Genomic DNA, 22,873 nt, shown 5'->3' on the forward strand with positions numbered 1-22,873 from the left:
TGGCTCAATACAAGCGCCCTCGCACAAGCCCCTTTCGGGGCACATCCGCTCATAGGGCGCAAGCAAAAAGATTCAAAAATGACATAAAAACTCATCGCTACAGCAACCCCAAAGATGAAGAGCTGGTAAAATAGAAAAGAATAGAGCAGAAAATTCTACATCCTGTAGACAGAATGGAGAGGATTATTTCCCATGTAAATCTCTGTCAAAAATTCTAATGTGAAAAATCAGCATTTACCAGAAGGTTCTGCGCAAAATTGCTTCTTCTCTTGTTTCTCTTCAAGAATATTTAATCCATCACCAAGAAAATGAGTAATGGTAAAAACATGGTTTTTACTTTTACGAAAGAAAGCATCAAGGAAAAATCATAGTTCAATAGTTCGGTATAGGTTTCTCTCTAAGTTATTAAAATTAGCCTAGCAAAGAAAAAACATGTCTCAAAGAAAAAGAAAATAATAACATTTATCTCACAACCTTTTTAAATCATATCGAAAATACATCCACGAGCAAAATGAGCGACAAATCAACCAAAATAATTTTGTGGTTTGAAGAGCTTAGAAAAGAAGACGTACCCATCGTTGGAGGCAAAAACGCAAACCTCGGAGAACTGATAAATGCAGGTATACCTGTGCCCCCAGGCTTCGCAGTAACAGCCTATGCCTACAAACGCTTTATCGAGGAAACAGGTATAAAAGACAAAGTATACGAGATCCTTAGAGAAAAAGTCCCGGCAGGCTCTGCAAAGCCCGAAGACTATGTTGAGGCAAGCAACGAAATCAGAAAACTAATCGAAAGCGTAAAGATGCCCAAAGACATTGAGGAGGAAATCAGAAAAGCCTATAGACAGCTAAGTCAGAGGGTTGGCAAAAAAGAAGAATTCGTAGCAGTCAGAAGCTCTGCTACAGCAGAAGACCTGCCAGACGCAAGCTTCGCTGGGCAACAAGAAACCTATCTAAATGTGAAGGGAGAAGACGACGTAATAGACAAGGTTAGGAAATGCTGGTCTTCCCTTTTCACCCCAAGGGCTATTTTCTACAGGGAAAGCAAAGGCTTCAAACACGAAAAGGTGCTGATCAGTGTCGCGGTTCAGAAAATGGTTAACTCTCGCACGGCAGGCGTAATGTTCACCCTTCACCCAGTCACAGGGGATCGGAGCAAAATCGTCATTGAGGGACACTGGGGACTAGGAGAAGCCGTAGTCAGTGGAAAAGTAACGCCGGACGAATGGGTAGTAGACAAAAACACTATGACCATCGTGGAGCGCAGAATAGTAGAGAAATTTAAGGAGCTAGTCAGAGACCCCCAGACTGGTCGCACAATCGAGAGAGAGATAGAGGAGGCCCGCCGCAAAGCCCCGTCACTAACAGATGAAGAAGTTCTCAGGCTAGCCGAGCTTGCAGTCAAAATCGAGAAACACTATGGCAGGCCAATGGACATAGAGTGGGCCGTTGACAGGGACATGAAGTTCCCAGAAAGCATATTCATAGTCCAAGCAAGACCTGAAACAGTCTGGAGCACCAAGGAGGCAAAGCCGCAAGAAACCGCGGCTAAAAGCCTCGCAGAAGCCAAGGCAGTCTTAAAAGGACTCCCGGCAAGCCCAGGAGTAGCCTACGGAAAAGCAAAGATCTGCCTGTCCCTCGAGGACGCAAAGACAAAGATGCAGCCAGGCGACATCCTAGTTACGACAATGACGGATCCTGACTGGGTCCCATACATGAAGATGGCCTCGGCAATTGTGACAGACGAGGGAGGAATGACGGCTCACGCCGCCATTGTTGGTAGGGAGCTAGGCATTCCTGTCATTGTTGGTACACGTGAGGCTACCAAGGTTCTCGTCGACGGGAAAGATTATACAGTTGATGCTCGTGCTGGTATAGTGTATGAGGGGAGAGTTGAGGAGCTTCTTGGCGGCAAGAAGGAGGAGAAGGCTGCCGTGGCGGCCGCGGCACCCATCGAAATTGTGTACAAACCTATCACTGGCACAAAGATCTACATGAATCTAGGTGTCCCCGAGAAAATTAAGGACTATAAGGACCTACCCTTTGACGGCATAGGGCTAATGCGTGTAGAATTTATCATGGCCAGCTACGTGGGCGAGCACCCACTCTATCTACTTGAGACTGGCAGGGGAGACGTCTTAGTAAACAAGATGGCTGAAGGTATAGCGATGGTTGCTAGGGAGATTTACCCGAGGCCTGTCGTTGTTAGGTTCAGCGACTTTAAGACCAATGAGTACCGGCAGCTGAAGGGCGGAGAAAAGTATGAACCACAGGAGGACAACCCGATGCTCGGCTGGCGCGGTGTTAGCAGATACATTAGCCCGCAGTATGAGAAGGCCTTCAGGCTGGAGGTCAGGGCTATAAAGAAGGTTAGGGACGAGATGGGTCTCGGCAATGTGTGGGTAATGGCTCCATTCGTGAGGACCCTATGGGAGGCCGAGAAGTTCATTAAGCTGTTGGCCGAAGAAGGCCTGGAGAGTAGCCGCGACTTCAAGGTCTGGGCAATGGCAGAGGTGCCTAGCATCGTGTTCCTGGCCGAAGAGTTTTCAAGGTACTTCGACGGGTTCAGCATTGGATCGAACGACTTGACACAACTGACTCTCGGCACAGACAGGGACAGCGCTATCTTGCCGAAGATTGATCCAAGGTATTTCGACGAAAGAGACCCAGCCGTGAGGACAGCTATTGCAATGCTGATCGAGAAGGCTCACAAGTCTCCCTATGGCTACAGGACTGTGTCCATTTGTGGACAAGCGCCCAGCGTGTATCCAGAGTTTACCGAGTTCCTAGTGAGGCAGGGCATTGACAGCATCAGTGTGAACCCAGACGTCGTGGCTAAGACACGCGAGCTTGTTGCCTCGATCGAGCACAGGGTGTTGCTGGAGAAGAACCTCGGTATAGAGAGGTACGATGAGGACCTTGGCTGGCCAATGAGGAGGACTAGGAAGGGGCTAAAGAACATCTGGGCTAGAAGGGTAGACGAGGACCTATAACAATTTCTATATTCTTGTTTTACATTTTTAAAGTTTCCAGTATTTCTTTGAAGTTTGCTTCTACACAGTTACAGTCGATCTGCAGGTTTGCTGTTTCTGCGACTTTTCCGCATATTTCTTTAATCTTTGAAATTGTTGTAGTTGATGGCGGATGTGCAAATTCAAGCGTTTCTGGTACAATTCCTATTAGTATTGCTTTTCCTTTGAATATTCCTGAGGAATAGGCCAGCAGGACAACGTCTGCTGGCGTTGGGTGATGTGAGGATAGTTCTCGCGAGAATGCTTTTGCCATTTCTTCTGGTGAGAGGCGTGTTGGGTCTAGCTGTAGCTGTATTATCTGTCCTGGCCGTCCATAAACTGGCTCCAGCGTGTCTATGAAAATGGCGAGATCTACGTTTTCGAGGTAGGTGGCGGCTGTGAACGCATCTAGTTCAAGGCTTATTGCTGGTGCTCCACAGTTTTTAAGTGCCTGTGCCGTTAGTGGTCCTATGGCGTCGTCTGCGAGCATAGTGTTTCCTATTCCTATTATTATAGTCTTCATTTTTGGCACTCTTCTTGTAAGATTCTATTTATGACTTGTATGAGTTGCTCCTTGAGACCCTGCGTGGCGTCTTCCGGGGGCTCGTATTCTATGATTGATATTATTCGTCCGGGTGCTAGTACACGTAGTGCATCCAGCAAAGCGTCTATGTCTAGCGAGCCCTCCAACGATGCTCGTAGCATTTCGGCTGGGTTTTCCTGTGTCGCTTGAAGTGTGGTCTGCGCCGTGTAGATTCCGGGTGGGCGCTGGCGCCTCTTGGCCGTTACGATGATTATCTTGTCTGGTTTTTCTCTGGCGATTATGTCATTTACCGTGAGTGCGTCCGTCGAGAAATCTTCGACTGTGATGTTAGGGCATTCTTGGGCTTTTTGGAATGTGTATCCATATGTGTCGTATATGAGTTCTCCGGGCTCGCTTAGGTCGTAGAGGAACCCCACTAAGACCTTGGGGGGCCTGCTTAGAATTTTTTCAACTAGGTCTTGGTGACCAGTGTTCTTGAGTTCCTGTATCATGGTGGCTAGGTCGGGCTCTTTCGGAGGGTTTAAGGTGTATATTTTTTGTTCAAGCGGGTTTGGAGGTTCAGGAAAAAGTGATTCGATGAACTTGTTCCAGGAGGCGTATGCTCTCGCGGCGAGTTTGATTATGCGCATGTAGGTTTCCTCTCTATTGACCATATTATATTGAGGTTTTTCATCATGTTTTAATTGTTGTTGTTCAGGAGTGTTTTTAATTAACACATATAGATAAAGATATATACTTCCATGAATTGACAAAGATCATACTTATCTTTGTTTTATAGTTAAAAGTATAATTGTTATGAATTAATTATCATATTTTTTTCTTTTTTTAGATTTTTATAAAAATAAATTTTTAATAATAGTTATTACAACTAATTTCTTGTTATGACAAACCTGCCAAATATTTCAAGAAGAGACTTTGTAAAGCTAGCAGGGAGTACAGCGTTTCTGGCTTCGCTTAACTGGGACGAGCTTGTTAGGCTCGCTGTAGCCCAGGCCCAGAGTGGCTCTATCAATATTGTGTGGTTTGAGGCCCAGGACTGCGCAGGCAATACAACTGCACTTATTCAGGCTACCGAGCCAGACCTCATCGATGTTCTTGGGGGATCTTTCCACTTGGTTGGACCCGGGAATGTGAAGCTTGCTTTCCACGAGACCGTGATGCCTGAGTGGGGCGAGGGTGCCCTAGATATCCTGCGTGCAGCGGTCACAGGCAAGCTTGACCCATTTGTGCTGGTTTTGGAAGGGAGTTTCCCGCAGGACGAGAAGGCTGGCGGTCCTCCTGGGAGCGATTATTACTGCTATATCGGGGACGAGAATGGCAAGCCTATTTCCTGTGTTGAGTGGATGAGGCGCTTGTTGCCACGTGCGGTCGCGGTTGTGGCTGTTGGGAACTGTGCCAGCTATGGTGGACTGGTGGCTAACAAGGTTATTGAGAGGGTGCAGGGTCTGCCACAGTCGAAGTGGTCTGATAGCCCGACTGGCGCCGTTGGTTTCTTTGATGATCCTATTAGGGGTATCAAGGGTCTAGTGAGTCAGTTGCCTGAAGCTGAGCCTTTCAGGAAGTTTATTAGTGGGCAGTGTAGCCTGAAGCCAGGAGAGATTAGGGCTGACTGCAGGCCAGCTGTTGCTGTGCCGGGGTGCCCGGCTAACGGGAACGGCCAATTGAGGACCCTAGCGGCGCTTGTGCTTTGGGCTAAGGGTCTCCTACCCCTGCCTGAACTGGACGTGTACTGGCGTCCAAAGTTTATATATGGGGCAACTGTCCACGAGCAGTGTCCACGTGCAGGTTCTTATGCGGCTGGCGACTTCAGGGCTTATCCGGGGGAAAACAGCTACAAGTGTCTATATGCAGTTGGATGCAAAGGGCCGATTTCTAACTGTCCGTGGAACAAGCTTGGCTGGGTTAACGGCGTAGGTGGACCAACGAGGACTGGTGGTGTGTGTATCGGGTGCACCATGCCAGGGTTTACCGATGCGTATGAGCCGTTCTATAAGCCTCTGCAGGCGCCAAGGGTTCCAAGCGGTCTAGAGGGTGCTGCGGCTGTTGCGGCTTTGCTAGCTGGTGTTGGGCTGGCTTATTGGACTAGTAAGAATATTGAGAAGAAAAAGGAAGAAGTTACTAAAGAGGTTAAGGGGTGAGGGGTAAATGAGTCAGAAAGAAATATTTATAGATCCAATTACGAGGATTGAGGGACACCTTGCTCTCAGGGCTCTAGTGGACACAGCTACCAGGAAGCCTAGCGACGTCTGGGTATTTGCGACGATGTTTAGGGGTTTTGAGGTGTTCTTGAGGGGGAGGCCTCCAGAGGACGCTATCCATATTACGTCTAGGATTTGTGGTGTGTGTGGAGCAAGCCATACAAACGCGTCTATGCACGCAGTGGACATGGCTTATGGTGTTGCACCCGAGCCCCTAGGCGTAGTACTGAGAAACATGGCTTTTGCAATGACCGATGCTCTGTATGACCATCCACTTATCTTGAATATGCTTGGCGGCCCCGACTACAGCGAGCTGATAGTGAAGAAGCTTACCCCCAGCGTGTGGGATGATGCACAGAAGACGGACGCGCCGCATAGGGACATTCACGGCTTCGCCAAGATATCAGACATAATGAGTGCACTCAATCCGGTTTCTGGCAAGATATGGCAACTGACAATGAAGTATTCGAGGATTGCGAGGGAAGCCGGCGTCCTGATCTATGGTCGCCACAGCCACCCCTCAACAGTTGTCCCAGGAGGCATAACGACAGATTTGACTAATGCAGAGTACCTGCTTGTTGGCTATACGTATAGGCTTACAAAGCTTACTGCTTGGGCCAAGTTCCTATACGCTGTGTGGCAGGATCTTGTATGGTTCTACGAGGAGAGACACGGCTACAGAGACCAGGGTCTAACCTATAAGAAACACAACATGGTAAGCGGTGGTCTCTTTGACGACCCAGAAGCCTACTCTTCTCTGGACGGATCTCCCGAAGACTTCTACAAGAATGTTGACCAGGCCGCAAGCAAGCGTGGGATTAAGCCTGGAGCCTTCGTGAACGGCGAGCTTGTAACCAAGAGCTACAAGGAGATAAACCTGAGCATAATGGAGCATGTTGAGAGAGCGTTCTACGAGGACTGGAAAGGAGCCATGCCGATATACACAGAAAAGGATCCTGAGGGCAACCCGCTCCTATGGGGCAAGTACGACGTTGCCTATCACCCGTGGAACAAGACCACTATACCTAAGCCTACTGCCCGCGACTGGAACGGCAAGTACAACTGGGCTGCCCATGTCAGGTTTGTGTGGAAGGACGGCACAATAACGCCTTTCGAGGTTGGCCCAATAGCTAGGCTAACTGTGACAGCCTACCAGCCGAACAACTATGGAAGCGGAAACGGTGTACTCAAGGTAACCTTGCCTAGGAGCGGTGGTGCAGACGACCTGCCTGCGTCGGTTGTCGACGAGATGGATCTTGAATGGCGCGCGCCGCCCTACTCGACCACGCTTCAGAGAGTGTTGGCAAGGGCGTTCAACGTTGTGGTCGACGTTGCGTCTGCTTGGGATAACGTAGTGAAGGCTGTAGAGCTAGTCAGGAATGGTAGGGTGAAGACTTCCAGGCCATGGACTGCCCCATCTCGAAGAACCTTTGGTGTCGGCTTCACTGAGGCGCCCAGGGGCACTGTAAGGCACTGGGTAGTTCAGGAAGGAGGAAAGATTGTGAACTACCAGATCCACGCGCCGACTACGGGCAACGTGTCTCCGAAGGACAAGTGGGGTATGTCTCCCTTTGAGCAGAGCGTCGCCAACACAATAGTTACCGAGGAGGTCTCGCCAGATCAATGGGAAGGCGTGGACTTTGTCCGCGCTATTAGGAGCTTCGACCCCTGTATTGCATGTGCTGTTCACCTGCAGGTTGGCGAGAACAAGATAATCAAGAAGATGATAGTGAGGTGAAGGGACGTAATGGATCTGCTTGACCTAGCAATATATGTCTTGCCTCCCTATGTAGTTGCGGTCTTCTTGTTCGGCGTAGCCTACAGGCTGTCTAGGTATGTCTTCCTCTGGAAGCGCAAGCCCAGTGCGCCAAGGCGTCAGAAGTCGTTTGCTTCTTTGCTGGTCGGGCTTGTCAAGACGTTTCTGGATCCACTGATTATCGCGGCGCAGAAAAGGAAGGGGGACTTTATAGGTGGACTTATTGCTCTCCACATTGTTGGCGTGATTCCCCTGATTTTCCTGCTTGGCCAGCACGTTGCTATGTTTAGCTACTGGCTACCTTTCTACTCTCTCCTGAAGCCGTTCGCCATACCCACAAGCATTACTACTGGTTCTCAGAGCTTCTTTACAAATGTTCTTCCTGCCAGTAGCATGTCGTGGACTTTCGTGAACACCATTTGGGGTCCATTGACAATTATCCTCAACGGGGATCTGTTAGCCATACTGGCAATTATCGGTGTGTCATACAAGTTTGGCGACAAGATTGTACGAGCCTTGCACAAGTTGCCGCACCTGCGTCTAGGCGACTTTATAGACTTGTTCCTACTCCTAGCCATCCTCGTTTCAGGATTCCTTGCTACCCACCACTTGCCGAGCCCCGACATTGCTACGTATAGGCTAGTCCTCGGGACACATATACTCCTAGCGGAGACACTTGTAGCTTACCTGCCGTTTTCGAAGTTCTGGCACTTCGTGTTTGGTTACTGGTATGGCAAGCTCCATGAATGGTATGACATCAAGTTTAACAGGGGGTCTTTATGAGCTGGGAACAGTTCAAAAAGGAAACGGTAAAAGTAGCGGCGAAAAAAACTGCATCCCATCTTACCCCGGTTTCACTGCACTTCCTTGAGAACTGTGTAGGATGTGCACTATGCGAAGTTAACTGTCCATTTACGCCTGTCGGGGAGGAATATGGGCCTGTAAGCAAGGCAGAGCCACTTAGACACGTTTTGCGGCAAGAGATAAATCTCTTGCCTAAGCTGTTCCCCTGGCTGTTTGACGGGAAGCTTCCCAAGAGCAAAGAAGAATTAGACAAGTGGGTTGACCTCGCCTATCACTGCACAAACTGTGGTCTCTGCTATATTACATGTCCATTCAGCATCCACAGCGGCGAAATGATTGCTCAGTTAAGGGGTTTCTTGGCTCAGACAGGGAGAGTTCCATCACTGCTCAAGCCAATGGTAGACGCTGAGACCAGCGGCATGTTCCTCGAGAATCCGGGCTTCAAACAGGTCTGGGACAATGTCATGTCACAGGTTCGCAACGTTGCAAACGTAGAGCTAGACAAGAAAGGAGCAAAATATCTCTATCTACCATCTCTTGCTGAAGCAATGATTACACCCGGCGCAGTAGTCTCAACTGCAAAGATATTGTCAAAACTTGGTATTGACTGGACGATGCCTAGTAAGCCTCTCTCTATTAGAGCACCCATCGGCAAGCTTGCAGGCGACCACGAGTCTACCATGATAATCGCGAAGAAGATATACGACTACATAAAGAACATTAATCCAGAGTACCTTGTCTTTAGTGACGGAGGGTATCCCTATACATTCTTCAGGTTCGAGCTCCCAGGAGTCGTCGGTGAGAAGCCAAGCTTCAAGGTACTGCATCTAGTTGAGATTCTTGTAGACGCCATTAATCAGGGCAAGCTCAAAGTTAAACAGACAAACGAGCGCATCACTTGGCACAGCCCATGCAAAATGGGTAGGTTTGGCGGTCTCATTGAGGAACCTGCTGAAGTATTGTCAAAAGTTTCAACAAACTTCGTCAAGCTGAAGAGCCACGGATTGTTCAGTAAATGCTGTGGCGGAGGTAACTCTATCGCATGTATCGTGCCCCCAACCCAGGAAATGATGGAGAAATTGATGGGCATGAAGCTGGAGATTACGCCGACTGAGAAAAGCTTCTTGGACAAACTCTACCGCGACATGTTGATTGCTGGCAGGGAAAAGGTGCAGGAGATAAAGGAGTCCGGCGCCACAGTTGTTAGCACAGCTTGTGTCGGATGCTTCCATACTCTAGGCTTTACTACTAAGGCTCATGGAGTCAACGTGACATTAAAGACTCTGGCTGAAGTTGTTGCAGAAAACCTAGAATAGGTTCCAAAATTATTTTTTCTTTTTCTCCTCATGACTAAGGGACAGCTGGGCTATTTTTCTAAGTGGGCATGTTATTTTTCCATCATAAGTTGTCGCCCCATAGCCGTTCATTTTGAAAAATGGCTCCCGCAGAAAGTTTGCCTTTATGATGCTTTCTCTGAGTTTATATAGCTTTTCGTGGCTTCGATCCATAAGTGTATTTCTAATGTCTACAAGGTTGTCATCTCTGTTTAGGCATGTTTTAAGTTTTCCGTCGTGGGTTAAACGTATCCTTGTGCAACCGGCGCAGAAGAATGGATTGCAGTAGTTCGCTATGACTTCGACTTGGATGCCTGTCTCCAGCTTGAAGATAGGTCTGGAATGTAGGGGTCTGACTTCTACTCTAGAAGACTTGGATTCCAGCAATGGTAGGACTTCTTCTGCGGGGACGTAAAGTTTATCGAAAATTTCTTTTCCTTTCCCCTGCGGTATAAGCTCAATTAGGTTTACATTGAAGCCCATTTTAGACGCGTAGTCTAGCACCTTCTCTAGTTCGCCAACGTTTGCTTTTGTCAGTACATAGTTTAGTTTTACGGGCAGAGAGTAGTCCTTAGCTAGACTTAGTCCACGTAGCACCTTGTCCTGGCCCTTTACTTGTGTGACGGCCACGTATGTCTGTGGCGAAACAGCGTGAAGACTAACATTTACGCGGTCAAGGCCCTTATCGACAAGCCTGTTGAGTTTGTCTTCGAGGAGGTAACCGTTTGTTGTGAGTGACACTTCTATACCTTTGCCGATGGATTTGAGACTATGAATTATTTCTGGGAGGTCTTCCCGTAGGAGGGGCTCACCACCCGTTATTTTGAATTTCCTAATGTCTAGGCTGTAGGCTGCCGTTGCTACGTCGGTTATCTGGTCGGGCGTAAGCTGGGTGTTATTTGTTTCTTCTCCTTCCCTATGACAGAATACACAATTGTAGTTACATGCTGTAGTAACTGTGATTCTAAGGTTGTCTAGGGGTCTGCCGTATCTATCAAATAACACAGTTATCTTATATTACACGCTTTACGCCTTTAAATGCTTTATTTTTGTCTGAAAATATCGGATCTGAGGAAGCTCTCACTTTAATTTATAAATATAGTTAATCATGCTTAAATAGCTGAATGTAAATGATTTGCTGTCAAATTATCTTTCAAATCATAATCTTTTAAACCTTGAAGCTTTGGCTGTGTTTTCCTGAAGATATATGGAAGGAACCGTCCTACATGTCAGCAGTGTCTCAAAGAGGTTTGGCGGGCTAGTCGCCTTGGATAATGTATCTCTAGAGGTTGGACGTTCGACCATTACCTTACTTATTGGTCCTAATGGTAGTGGGAAAACTACGCTTATTAATGTTGTTGGTGGTGTCCTTAAGCCAGATACTGGTGCTATTTACTATGAGGACAAAGACATTACCTATATGTCTCCAGCTGAGAGGTTCCGTCTAGGCATTGTGAGAACTTTTCAGACCCCTCAATTATTTAGGTCTCTAAGTGTTCTTGAGAACGTATTGATTCCGTCCAAGTATTTTCTGGAAGAAAACGTCCTTGACATTGTGTTGTCAAACAGATGGGTGACGAAGGACAGGGAGCAGGTTCAGAGGGCACTAGAAATTTTGTCTCTACTGAGGCTTGATCACCTGTGGGATGCTCCTGCATCTTCGTTGAGTGGGGGACAGATGAAGCTACTTGAGCTCGGGAGGATATTGATGAGTGAGCCACGGGTAGTTCTGCTAGACGAGCCTCTTGCTGGTGTAAACCCTGCACTTGCGAGGGAGATTATGAAGCGTCTCAGAGAAATAAGAGACGAGCTTGGCGTAACGTTTCTCATTGTTGAACACAGGCTTGACTTGGCGTCTTCGTATGCTGACTATGTCTATGCGATGCACAGAGGTAGCGTGATTTCAAGGGGGACGCCTGACGTCGTTTTAAAGGATCCCCTAGTGCTGGAAGCCTATATTGGAAGTTCTAGGTAGACGGTGTTCATAGTGGAGTTGTTGAGGGTTGAGAGCCTTAGTGCAGGCTATGGAAACATGACTATAATTCATGAAGTTTCTTTTAGCGTTGAGAAGGGAGAAATATTTTCGGTTATTGGTCCCAATGGCAGTGGAAAGAGCACATTGTTGAAGGCACTTTTCGGCCTTGCCAGAACTTTCTCTGGATACATATTTTTTAATGGAAAAGAGATCACTAATTTTCCTCCACACGAAAGGGTGAAGAACGGCTTAGGATACCTGCCCCAGACAGGCAATGTTTTTGAGGGGCTAACAGTTAGGGAGAATCTTTTGCTCGCAGGCTACGAGTACAGCAATGGTGAACTTGATGAAAGGCTTGAGTCAGTTCAGGAGTTTCTCCCGGATGTGAAGAGACTGATGGATAGGAAGGCTTTAACTCTTAGTGGCGGCGAGAGACAGATGGTTGCACTTGCAATGGTTTTGCTGAAGAACCCGATTATGCTTATGTTTGACGAGCCTACCGCTGCCCTTGCACCTAAGATAGCAGAGGAGGTTTTTGGGAGAATTGTCAAGCTAAACAGGGAGTATGGTTTAACTGTTCTCTTGGTTGAACAGAATACGAGGAGGGCTTTGGAGCTTGCCGAGAGGGCCTTGTTACTAGTGTCAGGAAGTGTAAAGTTTTTTGGATCCGCAGATGAGCTTCTGAACCATAGGGATCTATTATCCCTGTATCTAGGGCTGTAGGTGGTCGGCATGGCTATGGATTTGTTGGTTGATGCAGTGGTGTATGGTAACCTTTTGTCACTGTTGTCTATTGGTCTATCCTTGACCCTGCTTACTACAAGGGTGTCTAATTTTGCACATGGTGACTTTGCAACTGTTGGTATATATGTTGCTTACACGATGAGTGTTTTATTTGGTGCCAATCCCTATTTATTTTTGCCATTCTCTTTTGTCGGCGGTTTGTTGCTTGGTTTTCTTGTGTATAGAGTCGTGTTTGAGCCGTTGCGTGGTAAAGCGTCGCTAGTTACTTTGATGATTGTTTCTATGGCTTTGGACTTTATCCTCAGATACTCTGTGCAGATATATGCAGACGTGCTTCAGCGTTCCCTAGGGGTCTATACACGTGGGATAGTCTTCAAGGATGTGAATGTCAACTTTTTAGGCTCTACGCTTCCCGGTTTACTTGTGATTTCCTCGGCGGTTGCCTGGCTGTTTTTGCTTCTACTGTATCTCTTCCTTTACAAGACAAAGGTTGGTATAGCTATGCGTGCTGTTATTGAGAACCCCTCCCTGTCTGAGGCTTTGGGGATAAACGTTAAAAGGGTATATGCTCTTAGCTGGATGCTTTCTGCATCTTTCGCAAGTGTTGCCGGTGTTTTTCTGCCCTTCAGGATAACGGTTAACCCTGATACAGGCTTCTCCATACTTCTCTCGATATTCGCCGCGGTGACCCTTGGGGGTCTCGAAAGCCTTCTGGGAAGCATTGTAGGAGCCTATATCATTGCCTTCAGTGAGACTGTTGGCGTATATTATCTTTCCCAGATCGGCTTGAGCACTGCTTATCGGCCCGCGATCTCGTTTATAACTTTGGCCCTTGTACTTTTGCTGTATCCTAGGGGTTTAGCCGGTCTATGGAGTAAAAGGTGATTGTGGTGGATGTTGTGTTTTTCGTTTTGGACTTAGCTGTCCTGTATTCGGTCTACGTTATTCTGGCTTCTTCCCTAAACCTAGAATATGGGGAAGCTGGGCTTCCAAACTTTGCGAAAGCCGCTTTCTTTGCTATTGGTGCATTCAGTGTGGGGGCTCTCTCAGTCAGGCTAGGGGCAGTTTTTCTGGACATGGCTTTAGAGGGGGACTTCAAGCTGAATAGTTTAAGGTGGGCCATGTCGGTTAGCCAATCCGTAGCTAGGAACCCGTTCTTAGGTCTTGGCATATTTATAGCGACCCTCATAGTAGCCGTGCTTGTAGGCTCTGTCCTCGGGGTTCTTGCATCTTATCCGGCTCTGCGGTTGCGTGAGGACTATCTTGGAATGCTACTGATAGCTTTTAGCGAGACGATAAGAATAGTTGCTAGGAACTATGACCCGCTGGTTGGTGGAACGTTCGGGGCTGGCGTGGTAGACTTTTTAGCGTGGGCCGGCTCGCCACTTAGAGAAATATTATTGCTATTCTTGTCTGTTGTCGTCGCGGCGATTATTTGGCTTGTATATTATAGGCTTTCTACTTCTCCTTTTGGGAGGACACTCCGCGCCATGAGGGACAATGAGCTGGCAACCGAGAGTCTTGGAAGAAACATTGTGAAACTAAGAATGATGGCTATGATGATTGGGTCTGCTATGGCGAGTGTAGCAGGTGTGCTCTATGCATACTATGTCGGGACGGTGAATCCCGACGATTTCACTACATCGAAAACATTCCTGATAACGTTAATGGTTATAATTGGTGGCAGTGGTAATCCGTATGGCCCGCTTGTAGGGCCAGCAGTGTACCTAGCTTTTGACAGGTTGATACAGTTTACTAAGCAGAGGCTAATACTTCCATTTGATCCAAACTATCTATCATACATAGTACTCGGCGTAGTACTGATAATTGTTGTCGACAGGCACCCGGGCGGCATAGTTCCAGAGAAGCCGACGCTTACATTGCCCAGAGAGTTAAGGAGTTTACTGCGGCAAAGACGAGTAGAAGAGACATGGAACAGACAATAAGCTTAAACAAAATATGTATGCTGTTCCATAGGGACAAACCCAGCCGAAGTCCAATAGCTACCGACACCACGTAAAATTATAGTGGTCGCTGTATACATGCGAGTTAAGTGGAAATAATGAAACATGTTAATCAAAAAACATTAATCTATTACATTGTTCTTATACGTGATTTCGATGTTTGACGAAAAAATAATTAAATTGTTGAGGCCGGAGAGCGTCGCAGTTATTGGGGCGTCTCGGAGCCCAGATAAAATCGGCTATCAAGTTGTCAAAAATCTACTTGATGCTGGTTTTCCGCGTGAAAAAATTTTTCCAGTAAATCCATCTGCCGACGAAATTCTTGGGCTGAAATGCTATAAATCGATACTTGATGTCCCGGCATCTATTGACTTGGCAGTGATAGTGGTTCCTGCCCCGGCTGTACCAAAGGTACTAGAGGAAGCCGGAATGAAGGGGGTTAAAGCAGTTGCAGTGATTTCTAGCGGTTTCAAGGAGATTGGTAACGTTGACCTAGAGTTAAAGCTTGTGGAAACTGCTAGGAAGTATGGTTTACGCCTGCTCGGCCCAAACATTGTCGGCGTATGTGACACTGTTAAAGGTGTAAATGCTAGCTTTTGTCAGGGATTACCCAAGGCTGGAGAAATAGCTTTTATCACCCAGAGCGGAGCTTTGGGAATAGCGCTTGTTGGCTGGACAAAGCTTAAAGGTATAGGCTTGTCGGACCTTGTTAGTCTCGGGAACAAGGCCGATGTAGATGAAAACGACCTAATAGAGTTCTTCGGCGAAGACCCGCATACAAAGGTTATAACAGCTTACCTAGAGGGAATAAACAATGGTGCAAGGTTTCTAGAAGTTGCAAGGCGGGTGGCAAGGAGAAAACCAATAATAATCCTGAAAGCCGGAAGAGGTACCAGAACAATAGCGGCTATAAAGTCGCATACTGGTTCTCTTGCAGGAAGCTTCGCCGCATATGAGGCTGCATTTAAACAGTCCGGCGTGTTGCTGGCCAAAAGTTTCATTGAATTGTTTGACTGGGCAACTGCTTTTGCTAAGGCCCCGCTTCCAAGCGGTGAGAACGTTGTTGTCCTCACTAATGGCGGCGGTGCAGGCATCATGGCTACTGACGCTCTTGAAGACAACAACATTAAGCTCATGAGTATTCCACAGGATCTCGCCGAAAAGCTAAGGAGACATATGCCACCGTTTGGTAGCGTTCTGAACCCGATTGATTTGACTGGAATGGCTGACGCGGAGCAGTATTATGGGGCACTAAAGGATCTCCTCCTCGACGACAGAGTGAATACAGTCATTGTACTATATTGTCACACGGCGATTACTAATCCAGGCGAGATTGCTGACGCACTGCTGAAAGCAATAAAGGAGACAGGCTCCAAGAAAACTGTCCTAGCATCGTTTATCGGCGGAGACGAGGTAAGCGTTGCATGTAGCAAGCTTACAGAGAACGGTGTGCCATGCTATGAGTCTCCAGAAAAAGTTGCCTCAAGCCTAGGCGCAATGTATAGGTACATCCAGGCGCTAGAAAAGCTAGAGAGGAGGACAGAGGTGTCTCTATCTGTCAATGTTGAGCTGGCTAGGCAGATAGTCAAGAATGCACTCAAAGAAGGGAGAACCGCGTTAACACCATCGGAAGCATCTCTGCTTGTAAGCCACTACGGTATACCTGTCTTGCTGAAGAAGATTGCCCGAACCCCGGAGGAGGCAGTAAAAATTGCCAAGGAGCTTGGCTACCCAGTTGTCCTAGAGGTCGAGTCGCCAGACATACTCCATAAAAGCGACGTTGGAGGCATAATTATAGGGCTGAACTCTGATGTGGAGGTCGCCGAGGCCTTCAACAAAATAATGGACAATGTTACAAAGAAGGTTCCAAACGCACGTATTAATGGAATCATCGTCAGGAAAATGGCCGAAAAAGGAAAAGAGGTGGCTATAGGAATACATAGGGATCCAATATTCGGTCCCCTTGTTATGGTTGGCTCCGGAGGTATCCTCGTCGAGCTATACAAGGATGTAAGTTTCAGGGTTGCCCCTCTATCTATCGATGATGCCTACGAGATGCTAGAGGAGACAAAAATATACAAGGTTCTCAAGGGATATAGGGGCGAGCCCCCAGCAGACTACGAAAAAGTTGTAGACGTGTTATTGAGGCTCTCGAAGCTCGCTCTAGACATCGAGGAAATAGAAGACATAGACATCAACCCCTTCTTTGTCTACGAAAAAGGCAAGGGTGCACTCGCTGTAGACGTGAAAGTCACGCTTTCACAGCCCAAAAACAAAGAACAATAATGTTTTCCCGGCTTTATTCTCCTAAAACCTCTACAATTATTCTTCTAGAGGCACGTGGGCCATCGAGCTCTACAAGGAAGATGTTCTGCCAGGTTCCACGCACCAGTTCTCCATTTACCACGGGCAATGTTGCCGAGGAGCCAATAATGCTTGATGCTACGTGTGCATGTGCATTGTTGTCTATTCTGTTATGTAGGTAGTTTGCCCCAGGCGGCGCGATTTCCAGAATCTTTTTGACAATGTCGCTCAGTAGCCCTTTTTCATGTTCATTCAATATTATCGCTGCGGTTGCATGTGGAGCATAGACAAGACATATTCCGTTTCTAATTTTGCTTTCTTGGACAGCTTCTTCCACTTTGTTAGTGATGTCTACTAGCTCTATTCTCTCTTTGGTAGAGAGATAAATTTCCTTGACGAACACCCTGAAGCCATTGCTAGGTTTTTCCATAAATAGTCCATATTTGGCAAGCCCGGAGATAAATAAAACTGTTTCTAGGGTAATACTCTTGTGTATGGTGCTTCGACTCCGAGAATCATTTCTTCGAGGAAGCTTATTCCACCAATATTTACCTTTATGCCTTTTTCGGCTGCCGCGAAAGCTTCCTCTAGTTTTTCACGTAGCCCGCCAGTCACATCTATGCCTGATGCTTCTCCAACAGTCAAAAACGACTTTCGCGAGATTTCTCTAAGAAGGGTCGCATCGGGGTTCTCAGGGGGTCTAGAATAAACTCCGCCAGAACCCATGACATATACGAGGACCTCTGCTCCTAGGTGGATGGCTACTCTTGAGGCGATAGTGTCGCCAGAAAGTATTGAAAAACCTCTGATAGTGTCCAAGACAGCGTCACCATAAAGAACAGGTACAAGTCTCCTTGACAGCATTTCTCGAATTATTTCGTAGTCGAAACGAGCCATCTTACCATTAGCGTTATATGCAACTGCAGATGTCTGGATTGAGACAGCTGGGACACCGTATACCAGTAGGGTCTTAACTACGTATGTGTTTAGTTTTGTCATCCAGTACCTGGTCTCCGCATAGCCTCTCAGCTTTTCTGGTTCTAGTCCACCCTCTTGGAGCCTGTACTTTGCGGCTGTTGGATGTCCAAATGAGCCTCCTCCATGTATTAGGACAAAGTCCCAACCTTCACTATATAGTTTGCTTATCGTCTTCGATGCCTTAACTATGTTTTCGCGGCGAACGGTGTAGGGTTTAGCCTTATTTGTAATAGCTGAACCCCCTAGCTTGACGACTGCAAGCATTTTACCCACATAGAAAAATGTGATGTTTATAATTAAAGTCTGTCTTTAGAAGTCTCTTTTCTCGATAAATGATGCAAGCTCAAGTAATATGTCTCTGTATTTGCCCCTTGGCAGGACCTCTAGTGCATTTACTGCTTTGTCTACATACTCCTTTTTCAGTTTCTCGGCTTTTTGCCTAGCACTTGTTTTGGAGATGAGCTTAATTACATGTGAGACTTCCTCCCATGAGACATCATCCTTGCGTAGAACCGAGAGTACTTGCTCCTTCTCGCTTGATTCAAGCTCCTCTACAGCCAACAGAACAACAATGTTTCCTAGTTTATGTTCCTTGATGTCTCCGCCGACTTTTTTCCCAGTCTTCTCTTCTACACCAAAAATGTCGATAATGTCGTCACCTATCTGGAAAGCCATGCCTAGATTATAGCCGTACTGTTTCAATGCATCAACTATGTTTTTGTCGGCGTGCGCAGATAGTGCCCCGAAGACACAGGATGTCTCAATAAGCTTGGCTGTTTTCCTCTCGATCATTTTTAGATAATCTTCCAGTGTGACCTTTCTATAGCGATTCTCCAGTATGTAGGGCTCGTCGCTTCTGCCTGCTTGCTCGAATAGAATGTCTAGTCTCTCCCCGTCAGTAAGTAGCTTAATTGTTTCGGCCAGAATCTCGTTGAAAAGTTTTGGATCACGAGTATGATTTAAAACTTGTGAGATGGTCTCGCGGTAGTGCACAGCTACGAGTATAGCGGTGCTGATTCCATATTTCTTCCATACAGTGGGTAGACCTCTCCTCAGCTCGCTGTGGTCGATTATGTCGTCGAGAATAAGGGAATAATTGTGAGCAAGCTCTACGGCTGCAGCAGCGTGTAGTGAGTCCTGAATATTGCCTCCTGCCGCTAGGCAACTTGCAACCGTGAGGGCTGGACGTATGCGTTTGCCGCCCATTTTTATTTGGTATAGAACTGCCTCTTGGAACTCTGGGCTAGCGTCTTTCAGTAGAAACTCTATCATTATTGGGTCGACGGCTTTGCCCAGTTCTCCTAAAACTTCGAGTACAGATTGCACAGTTATAGCTATGTTTAGCCCAATTTATAGGTGTCGGCCTAGAAACAAATGAAACAATAAATAGGGGGTTTTATAGGGAGAAGTTGATGAGGAAAAGAGAGTCGACCGAGCCTCTGCTATGAAGACGCAAGGCTTGCTGATGCTACTTGTCCTACTGCTGCTCAAGATAAAACCATTTTTCCGAGATAAGCCAGTCACTTGTTATTGTCACAGGCTGTAAGCCGTATATTTCCCTGGGTTTTGTCAAGTGCCTGAAGGCAATGGGCGACTGTATGTATAGGCCGGGCTCCAGTATTCTTGGAAACTTCTTTATGTTTTTCCCAAGAGTCGTGGATCTAAATCCACATTTTGGACACTTGTATCCCTTGTTTCGGCCAGCAGATGTCATCCTGGCTCCACACTTCGGACATCTAGGGTTCTCCTCTAGCATCAATGGAGCAGGCTCAACAACCCTTAGAATCTCTGCATTGAGCGTATTTTTTTCTCTGGGGATTACCCCGCCTCCAACCTCGATCTTGTCTCCTTTCCTCAAGAGTCTCGAAACTCTATTGAGACTGCCGGTTTCCTTGTAGAAAGCTACAGTGATGCACCCCGTATCGTCACATACCTCGGCAAATACGTGTCCACCCGGAATTATCCTGGGTTTGGAATCGACTCGCCCATAAACGACTACTGAATCATAGGGCCTGAGAGAAGCAATTTTCTTTTTTACCTTTAAATGCATGTTTGTCGCTTGGTTTGTCTTAAAGACCATGTATCCGCGAAAGCTTACACTGCCACTTATAGTACCAAGTGCTTTGAGCAAGGTATCGGGATCTAGGCTTCTCAAGCCAAAAAGGACAGGGTCTGGACCATGAGGAGTTGCCAGCAGTCTACCCGAGTTGTAATCAAAAGTAGAAAAAATATATGGACGATACGTCTTGTCAATATCAAGAAACATGTTTGTATCAATATTTCTTTCGGCTGTTTTGTCTCTGGGGTCTCTGTAAACAAGCAACTCGTAGGTGTACTGAGCCAGAGGATAAGCAGCTACCGCGGAGACAGCGCCTATAAGTCCCCTCGGTCTATCTCTGTATGCATAGACCAGCCTAATCTTTTCTTCTGCGGAGAGTTTTCTAAACATGCTGTGAACATGACTGACGGGCACATATTCTGAAAGTGCCCGCTGGAATATTTCCTTTAGTTCTTCGGGAACGTTTCCAGTCGAAATAACTACTGCTGGGTCAGTTTTTCCATGCTTCTCTGCAAACCTTTCTACTGTATTCCTTATAATATTCTCGGCATGAGTAATCTTGTCCTGTTCCAGCCTGAAATGCAAAGAAACAGCCCCATTTCCACGGGTTTTGGCGGGGATATTAGGATCAAGCCTGACAAGGTACGGCAGGTCAAGAAAAACGGCGCCAATTTTTTTCAGCTCGTTAACGAGTAGCAGTCCAAGAAACGTTGTACAAAACCCAAGGGGTGAATCTGCATCGTCTAGGCCGACGTGGACCTCAACTAGAGACATGTAGATTACTTTAAATGTTCGACTGCGTAGAGGTAGATTCCGTCAAGTATACCGGGGCCAGTACCTTCACGCCCATGCGGGCTTAGAGCTCTCTCACCACGCAGATGAGTGGCCAAGTGGATGTTTGCCGCTGTCTGTGCGACTGCGTCCTTGTCTATGCCCTCAACTATTATATCTTCCTTTTCGATCTTTACTTTTGCGCCGGGCATTATTCTTGCATATCGTGGACCACGTTCTCCAAGGAAGTTCTCAATCCTTATCTTGTCGTTTTCGATTTTGAAGTTCATCGGGAAGTGGGCGTAGACAACCTTCAGCTTATAGCGGTAACCCCTTGTGACGCCAATAATCATGTTGTTGATGTGGGATGCTATAGTGTTTACTAGTGCATAGTCTTTTTTCGTGGCGCCATGCGTCTCTACTACGACGTTGTTGCCCTCAAGCCTTATGGTGATTCTCTTGGCATGGGAAAAGTCTTTCTCTACCTTTCCTAATGGTCCCTCAACTGTGACCTTTTTTCCTGAAATATTCACCTTGACGCCTTCAGGTACTGGGACAGTAGCGGAAGTATAGAGCACCCTCAACGAGACTCACCTACCTTTTCCCTTATTCACTAACCATGTTTTTAAATTTTTTCTGACACGTATACCATTGGATAGAAAGTGGTGCGGGGGCCGGGATTCGAACCCGGGCAGGCCTACGCCAGCGGAGATCCCATCTTTTAACTGATCCTGAGTCCGCCCCCTTTGTCCTAGCTCGGGCACCCCCGCCAGTAAAAAACTAAACAACCCAGAAACCTATAAGATTTTCGCGGGTTGCTAGGCTTCAGCTATGACTGAGATTTCGATCAGTGCTCCTCTAGGGATATTTGCAGCCTGGATCGTTACACGCGCCGGCTTGTTCTTTGTGAAGTATTCTGAGTACACCTCGTTGAACGCTTGGAAGTGGGACAAATCCTTTAGAAAGACGACTGAATATACAACTTTCTCAAGAGACGAACCTGCAGCCTCCAGAACCGCCTTTATATTTTCAAGAACCCTCCGGGTCTGTGTTTTTATGTCGTCTCCTACAATCTCACCCGTAGACGGATCAAGGGGGATTTGACCAGATACAAAAATGAAGCCATTAGACTTGATTGCCTGGGAGTAGGGACCTATTGGTTTAGGCGCCTTCTCGGTGAACACGGCTTCCGGCATCCTATACCACCCTAAAGTCTAGCCCCATCTGTTTGAGTTTCAGAACTAATATATCAGCATATTCTTTGCTTGGCACCTCAAGCCCCAGAGTGACCAGTGCCATTCCAGGCGTCAAAAGTGGATTTAATCTCTCGTGCTGTATTTCGACAATATTTAGGCCGAGCTCAGCAACTGCATCGATAACCTTCTTTAGTTGGCCAGGCCTGTCAGGCAATATACCTTGGATTCTCACTTGCCGTCCCTCCACATAAAGAACCTGTCCAAGGACCCTGATAAGCAACGTAGGGTCAACATTGCCACCACTAACCACGGGAACAGTTTTCTTTCCACTCACATCAACTGTGCCAGAGATGACCGCAGCCACTCCCAGCGCTCCAGCAGGCTCCGCGACTGTTTTTACTCTTTCCAGGAGGAGAAACATTGCCCTAGCTATCTCCCGGTCGTCTACAAGAACCATGTCGTCCACGACTTCCTCCATTATTTTCAACGTTAGGTCACCCGGCTTCTTAACAATGACTCCATCAGCAATGCTACTAACCTCATGCGTCTCCACGACTCTTTTCTCGTGGAAAGACAGATAAGTTGCAGGTGCTCCCTTGGGCTGGACACCGATCACCTTCGCGTCAGGCTTAAGTTTTTTCAGGGCAGTAGCTATTCCAGAGATCAGTCCGCCACCACCAACAGGTACCAACACGACCTCAACATCGCTAAGGTCTTCAAAAATCTCTACACCTATTGTCCCCTGTCCAGCCATTATGTCGAGGTCGTTAAACGGGTGTACAAACTCCGAGTTGGTCTGCTGGGCTATCTCCAACGCCTTCTGGTAGGCATCATCATAAGTATCACCATGTAACACAACCTCTGCGCCATAGCTTTTCGTGGCATTCACCTTGTAGAAGGGCGTGTGTCTAGGCATAACAATCGTCGCCTTCATGTTTAGGCTCGCCGCGGAGAAAGCCACTCCCTGGGCATGATTACCGGAACTAGCCGCGACCACGCTTTTTACACCTGAACGTGCGAGCTTCTGCATCTTGTAGTACGCGCCCCTAACCTTGAAGGCCCCCGTCTTCTGGAGGTTCTCAAGCTTTAGATAGATCTCCCCCTTAGTTAGGTCAGACAAGGTTCTAGAGTGTTGTAGAGGGGTATGATGAACAATATTTTTCAGTACTTCCCGGGCGTCCCTAATCTTAATGTTCAATTCATCTAGCAATTTGCTTGTTTCCACAATAAAAGCAA

At 47.1% G+C, this 22,873-nt stretch carries 20 protein-coding genes and 1 tRNA gene; 10 read left to right on the forward strand and 11 right to left on the reverse strand.

Features of this window, described 5'->3' with window-relative positions:
* Positions 1-511: 511 nt before the first annotated feature.
* Positions 512-2,992, forward strand: coding sequence for a phosphoenolpyruvate synthase (ppsA, locus tag N186_RS04160; RefSeq protein ID WP_020962520.1), 2,481 nt, complete (start codon positions 512-514; stop codon positions 2,990-2,992).
* Positions 2,993-3,011: 19 nt separating this feature from the next.
* Here ppsA and N186_RS04165 read toward each other — a convergent pair whose 3' ends face one another.
* Entirely contained in the window at positions 3,012-3,533 is a 522-nt protein-coding gene (locus tag N186_RS04165) for a hydrogenase maturation protease (RefSeq protein ID WP_020962521.1), read from the reverse strand.
* Positions 3,530-4,207: a hypothetical protein gene (locus N186_RS04170; protein ID WP_020962522.1), complete on the reverse strand. Its 678-nt coding sequence runs from the start codon at positions 4,205-4,207 to the stop codon at positions 3,530-3,532. Before N186_RS04170 ends, N186_RS04165 begins: the two co-directional genes overlap by 4 nt.
* A 228-nt stretch (positions 4,208-4,435) precedes the next feature.
* Here N186_RS04170 and N186_RS04175 point away from each other — a divergent pair, with 228 nt between their 5' ends.
* Genes N186_RS04175 through N186_RS04190 form a run of 4 tightly spaced genes read left to right on the forward strand, consistent with a single transcriptional unit; the run spans position 4,436 to position 9,628 of the window.
* Positions 4,436-5,692: an NADH-quinone oxidoreductase subunit B family protein gene (locus tag N186_RS04175; protein WP_020962523.1), complete on the forward strand. Its 1,257-nt coding sequence runs from the start codon at positions 4,436-4,438 to the stop codon at positions 5,690-5,692.
* A 7-nt stretch (positions 5,693-5,699) separates the two neighbouring features.
* Entirely contained in the window at positions 5,700-7,490 is a 1,791-nt protein-coding gene (locus N186_RS04180) for a nickel-dependent hydrogenase large subunit (protein WP_020962524.1), read from the forward strand.
* 9 nt (positions 7,491-7,499) lie between these two features.
* Complete coding sequence (locus N186_RS04185) at positions 7,500-8,291, forward strand: hypothetical protein (RefSeq protein WP_020962525.1); 792 nt, start codon at positions 7,500-7,502, stop codon at positions 8,289-8,291.
* Positions 8,288-9,628, forward strand: a complete 1,341-nt coding sequence (locus N186_RS04190; RefSeq protein WP_020962526.1) for a (Fe-S)-binding protein — start codon at positions 8,288-8,290, stop codon at positions 9,626-9,628. The genes N186_RS04185 and N186_RS04190 overlap by 4 nt, the downstream gene beginning before the upstream one ends.
* Before the next feature lie 9 nt (positions 9,629-9,637).
* On the opposite strand, the gene moaA is transcribed toward N186_RS04190, so the two are convergent.
* Positions 9,638-10,651 carry a GTP 3',8-cyclase MoaA gene (moaA, locus tag N186_RS04195; protein ID WP_020962527.1) on the reverse strand — a complete coding sequence of 338 codons (1,014 nt, stop codon included), beginning with the start codon at positions 10,649-10,651 and terminating at the stop codon, positions 9,638-9,640.
* A 202-nt stretch (positions 10,652-10,853) separates the two neighbouring features.
* Here moaA and N186_RS04200 point away from each other — a divergent pair, with 202 nt between their 5' ends.
* The 5 genes from N186_RS04200 to N186_RS04220 all read left to right on the forward strand — a co-directional run bounded on the left by N186_RS04200 (position 10,854) and on the right by N186_RS04220 (position 16,615).
* On the forward strand, positions 10,854-11,621 hold the full coding sequence (locus N186_RS04200) for an ABC transporter ATP-binding protein (protein WP_020962528.1): 768 nt from the start codon (positions 10,854-10,856) through the stop codon (positions 11,619-11,621).
* Between the two features lie 12 nt (positions 11,622-11,633).
* A complete protein-coding gene (locus tag N186_RS04205) occupies positions 11,634-12,344 on the forward strand; it encodes an ABC transporter ATP-binding protein (RefSeq protein WP_240366756.1) in 711 nt (236 codons plus the stop codon).
* A gap of 9 nt (positions 12,345-12,353) precedes the next feature.
* Positions 12,354-13,250 (forward strand): branched-chain amino acid ABC transporter permease, encoded by an 897-nt coding sequence (locus N186_RS04210; protein ID WP_148682052.1) that lies wholly within the window; start codon positions 12,354-12,356, stop codon positions 13,248-13,250.
* A gap of 5 nt (positions 13,251-13,255) precedes the next feature.
* Positions 13,256-14,311, forward strand: a complete 1,056-nt coding sequence (locus N186_RS04215) for a branched-chain amino acid ABC transporter permease (protein ID WP_187147066.1) — start codon at positions 13,256-13,258, stop codon at positions 14,309-14,311.
* 174 nt (positions 14,312-14,485) lie between these two features.
* Positions 14,486-16,615 carry an acetate--CoA ligase family protein gene (locus N186_RS04220; protein WP_020962532.1) on the forward strand — a complete coding sequence of 710 codons (2,130 nt, stop codon included), beginning with the start codon at positions 14,486-14,488 and terminating at the stop codon, positions 16,613-16,615.
* A 13-nt stretch (positions 16,616-16,628) separates the two neighbouring features.
* On the opposite strand, the gene N186_RS04225 is transcribed toward N186_RS04220, so the two are convergent.
* From N186_RS04225 to ilvA, 8 genes are all read right to left on the reverse strand, one after another.
* Positions 16,629-17,063 (reverse strand): secondary thiamine-phosphate synthase enzyme YjbQ, encoded by a 435-nt coding sequence (locus tag N186_RS04225; RefSeq protein WP_020962533.1) that lies wholly within the window; start codon positions 17,061-17,063, stop codon positions 16,629-16,631.
* Between the two features lie 44 nt (positions 17,064-17,107).
* A complete protein-coding gene (locus N186_RS04230) occupies positions 17,108-17,875 on the reverse strand; it encodes an isopentenyl phosphate kinase (RefSeq protein ID WP_020962534.1) in 768 nt (255 codons plus the stop codon).
* 45 nt (positions 17,876-17,920) lie between these two features.
* Entirely contained in the window at positions 17,921-18,937 is a 1,017-nt protein-coding gene (locus N186_RS04235) for a polyprenyl synthetase family protein (protein ID WP_020962535.1), read from the reverse strand.
* A 151-nt stretch (positions 18,938-19,088) separates the two neighbouring features.
* Positions 19,089-20,444, reverse strand: coding sequence for a tRNA(Ile)(2)-agmatinylcytidine synthase (locus N186_RS04240; RefSeq protein WP_020962536.1), 1,356 nt, complete (start codon positions 20,442-20,444; stop codon positions 19,089-19,091).
* Positions 20,445-20,449: 5 nt separating this feature from the next.
* A complete protein-coding gene (locus tag N186_RS04245) occupies positions 20,450-21,025 on the reverse strand; it encodes a 50S ribosomal protein L6 (RefSeq protein WP_020962537.1) in 576 nt (191 codons plus the stop codon).
* Positions 21,026-21,104: 79 nt separating this feature from the next.
* Positions 21,105-21,211: transfer RNA gene (locus N186_RS04250), tRNA-Leu, on the reverse strand.
* Positions 21,212-21,259: 48 nt separating this feature from the next.
* A complete protein-coding gene (locus tag N186_RS04255; RefSeq protein ID WP_020962538.1) occupies positions 21,260-21,637 on the reverse strand; it encodes a RidA family protein in 378 nt (125 codons plus the stop codon).
* A gap of 1 nt (position 21,638) precedes the next feature.
* Positions 21,639-22,862 (reverse strand): threonine ammonia-lyase, encoded by a 1,224-nt coding sequence (gene ilvA, locus N186_RS04260; protein ID WP_020962539.1) that lies wholly within the window; start codon positions 22,860-22,862, stop codon positions 21,639-21,641.
* Positions 22,863-22,873 lie beyond the last annotated feature (11 nt).

The organism is Thermofilum adornatum (genome assembly GCF_000446015.1).
GTDB lineage: Archaea > Thermoproteota > Thermoprotei > Thermofilales > Thermofilaceae > Thermofilum > Thermofilum adornatum.

Coding starts and splice junctions, on each gene's coding strand:
- ppsA (WP_020962520.1), top strand. CDS start 512: ATGAGCGACAAATCAACCAAAATAATTTTGTGGTTTGAAGAGCTTAGA.
- N186_RS04165 (WP_020962521.1), bottom strand. CDS start 3,533: ATGAAGACTATAATAATAGGAATAGGAAACACTATGCTCGCAGACGAC.
- N186_RS04170 (WP_020962522.1), bottom strand. CDS start 4,207: ATGGTCAATAGAGAGGAAACCTACATGCGCATAATCAAACTCGCCGCG.
- N186_RS04175 (WP_020962523.1), top strand. CDS start 4,436: ATGACAAACCTGCCAAATATTTCAAGAAGAGACTTTGTAAAGCTAGCA.
- N186_RS04180 (WP_020962524.1), top strand. CDS start 5,700: ATGAGTCAGAAAGAAATATTTATAGATCCAATTACGAGGATTGAGGGA.
- N186_RS04185 (WP_020962525.1), top strand. CDS start 7,500: ATGGATCTGCTTGACCTAGCAATATATGTCTTGCCTCCCTATGTAGTT.
- N186_RS04190 (WP_020962526.1), top strand. CDS start 8,288: ATGAGCTGGGAACAGTTCAAAAAGGAAACGGTAAAAGTAGCGGCGAAA.
- N186_RS04200 (WP_020962528.1), top strand. CDS start 10,854: ATGGAAGGAACCGTCCTACATGTCAGCAGTGTCTCAAAGAGGTTTGGC.
- N186_RS04210 (WP_148682052.1), top strand. CDS start 12,354: ATGGCTATGGATTTGTTGGTTGATGCAGTGGTGTATGGTAACCTTTTG.
- N186_RS04220 (WP_020962532.1), top strand. CDS start 14,486: ATGTTTGACGAAAAAATAATTAAATTGTTGAGGCCGGAGAGCGTCGCA.
- N186_RS04225 (WP_020962533.1), bottom strand. CDS start 17,063: ATGGAAAAACCTAGCAATGGCTTCAGGGTGTTCGTCAAGGAAATTTAT.
- N186_RS04230 (WP_020962534.1), bottom strand. CDS start 17,875: ATGCTTGCAGTCGTCAAGCTAGGGGGTTCAGCTATTACAAATAAGGCT.
- N186_RS04240 (WP_020962536.1), bottom strand. CDS start 20,444: ATGTCTCTAGTTGAGGTCCACGTCGGCCTAGACGATGCAGATTCACCC.
- N186_RS04255 (WP_020962538.1), bottom strand. CDS start 21,637: ATGCCGGAAGCCGTGTTCACCGAGAAGGCGCCTAAACCAATAGGTCCC.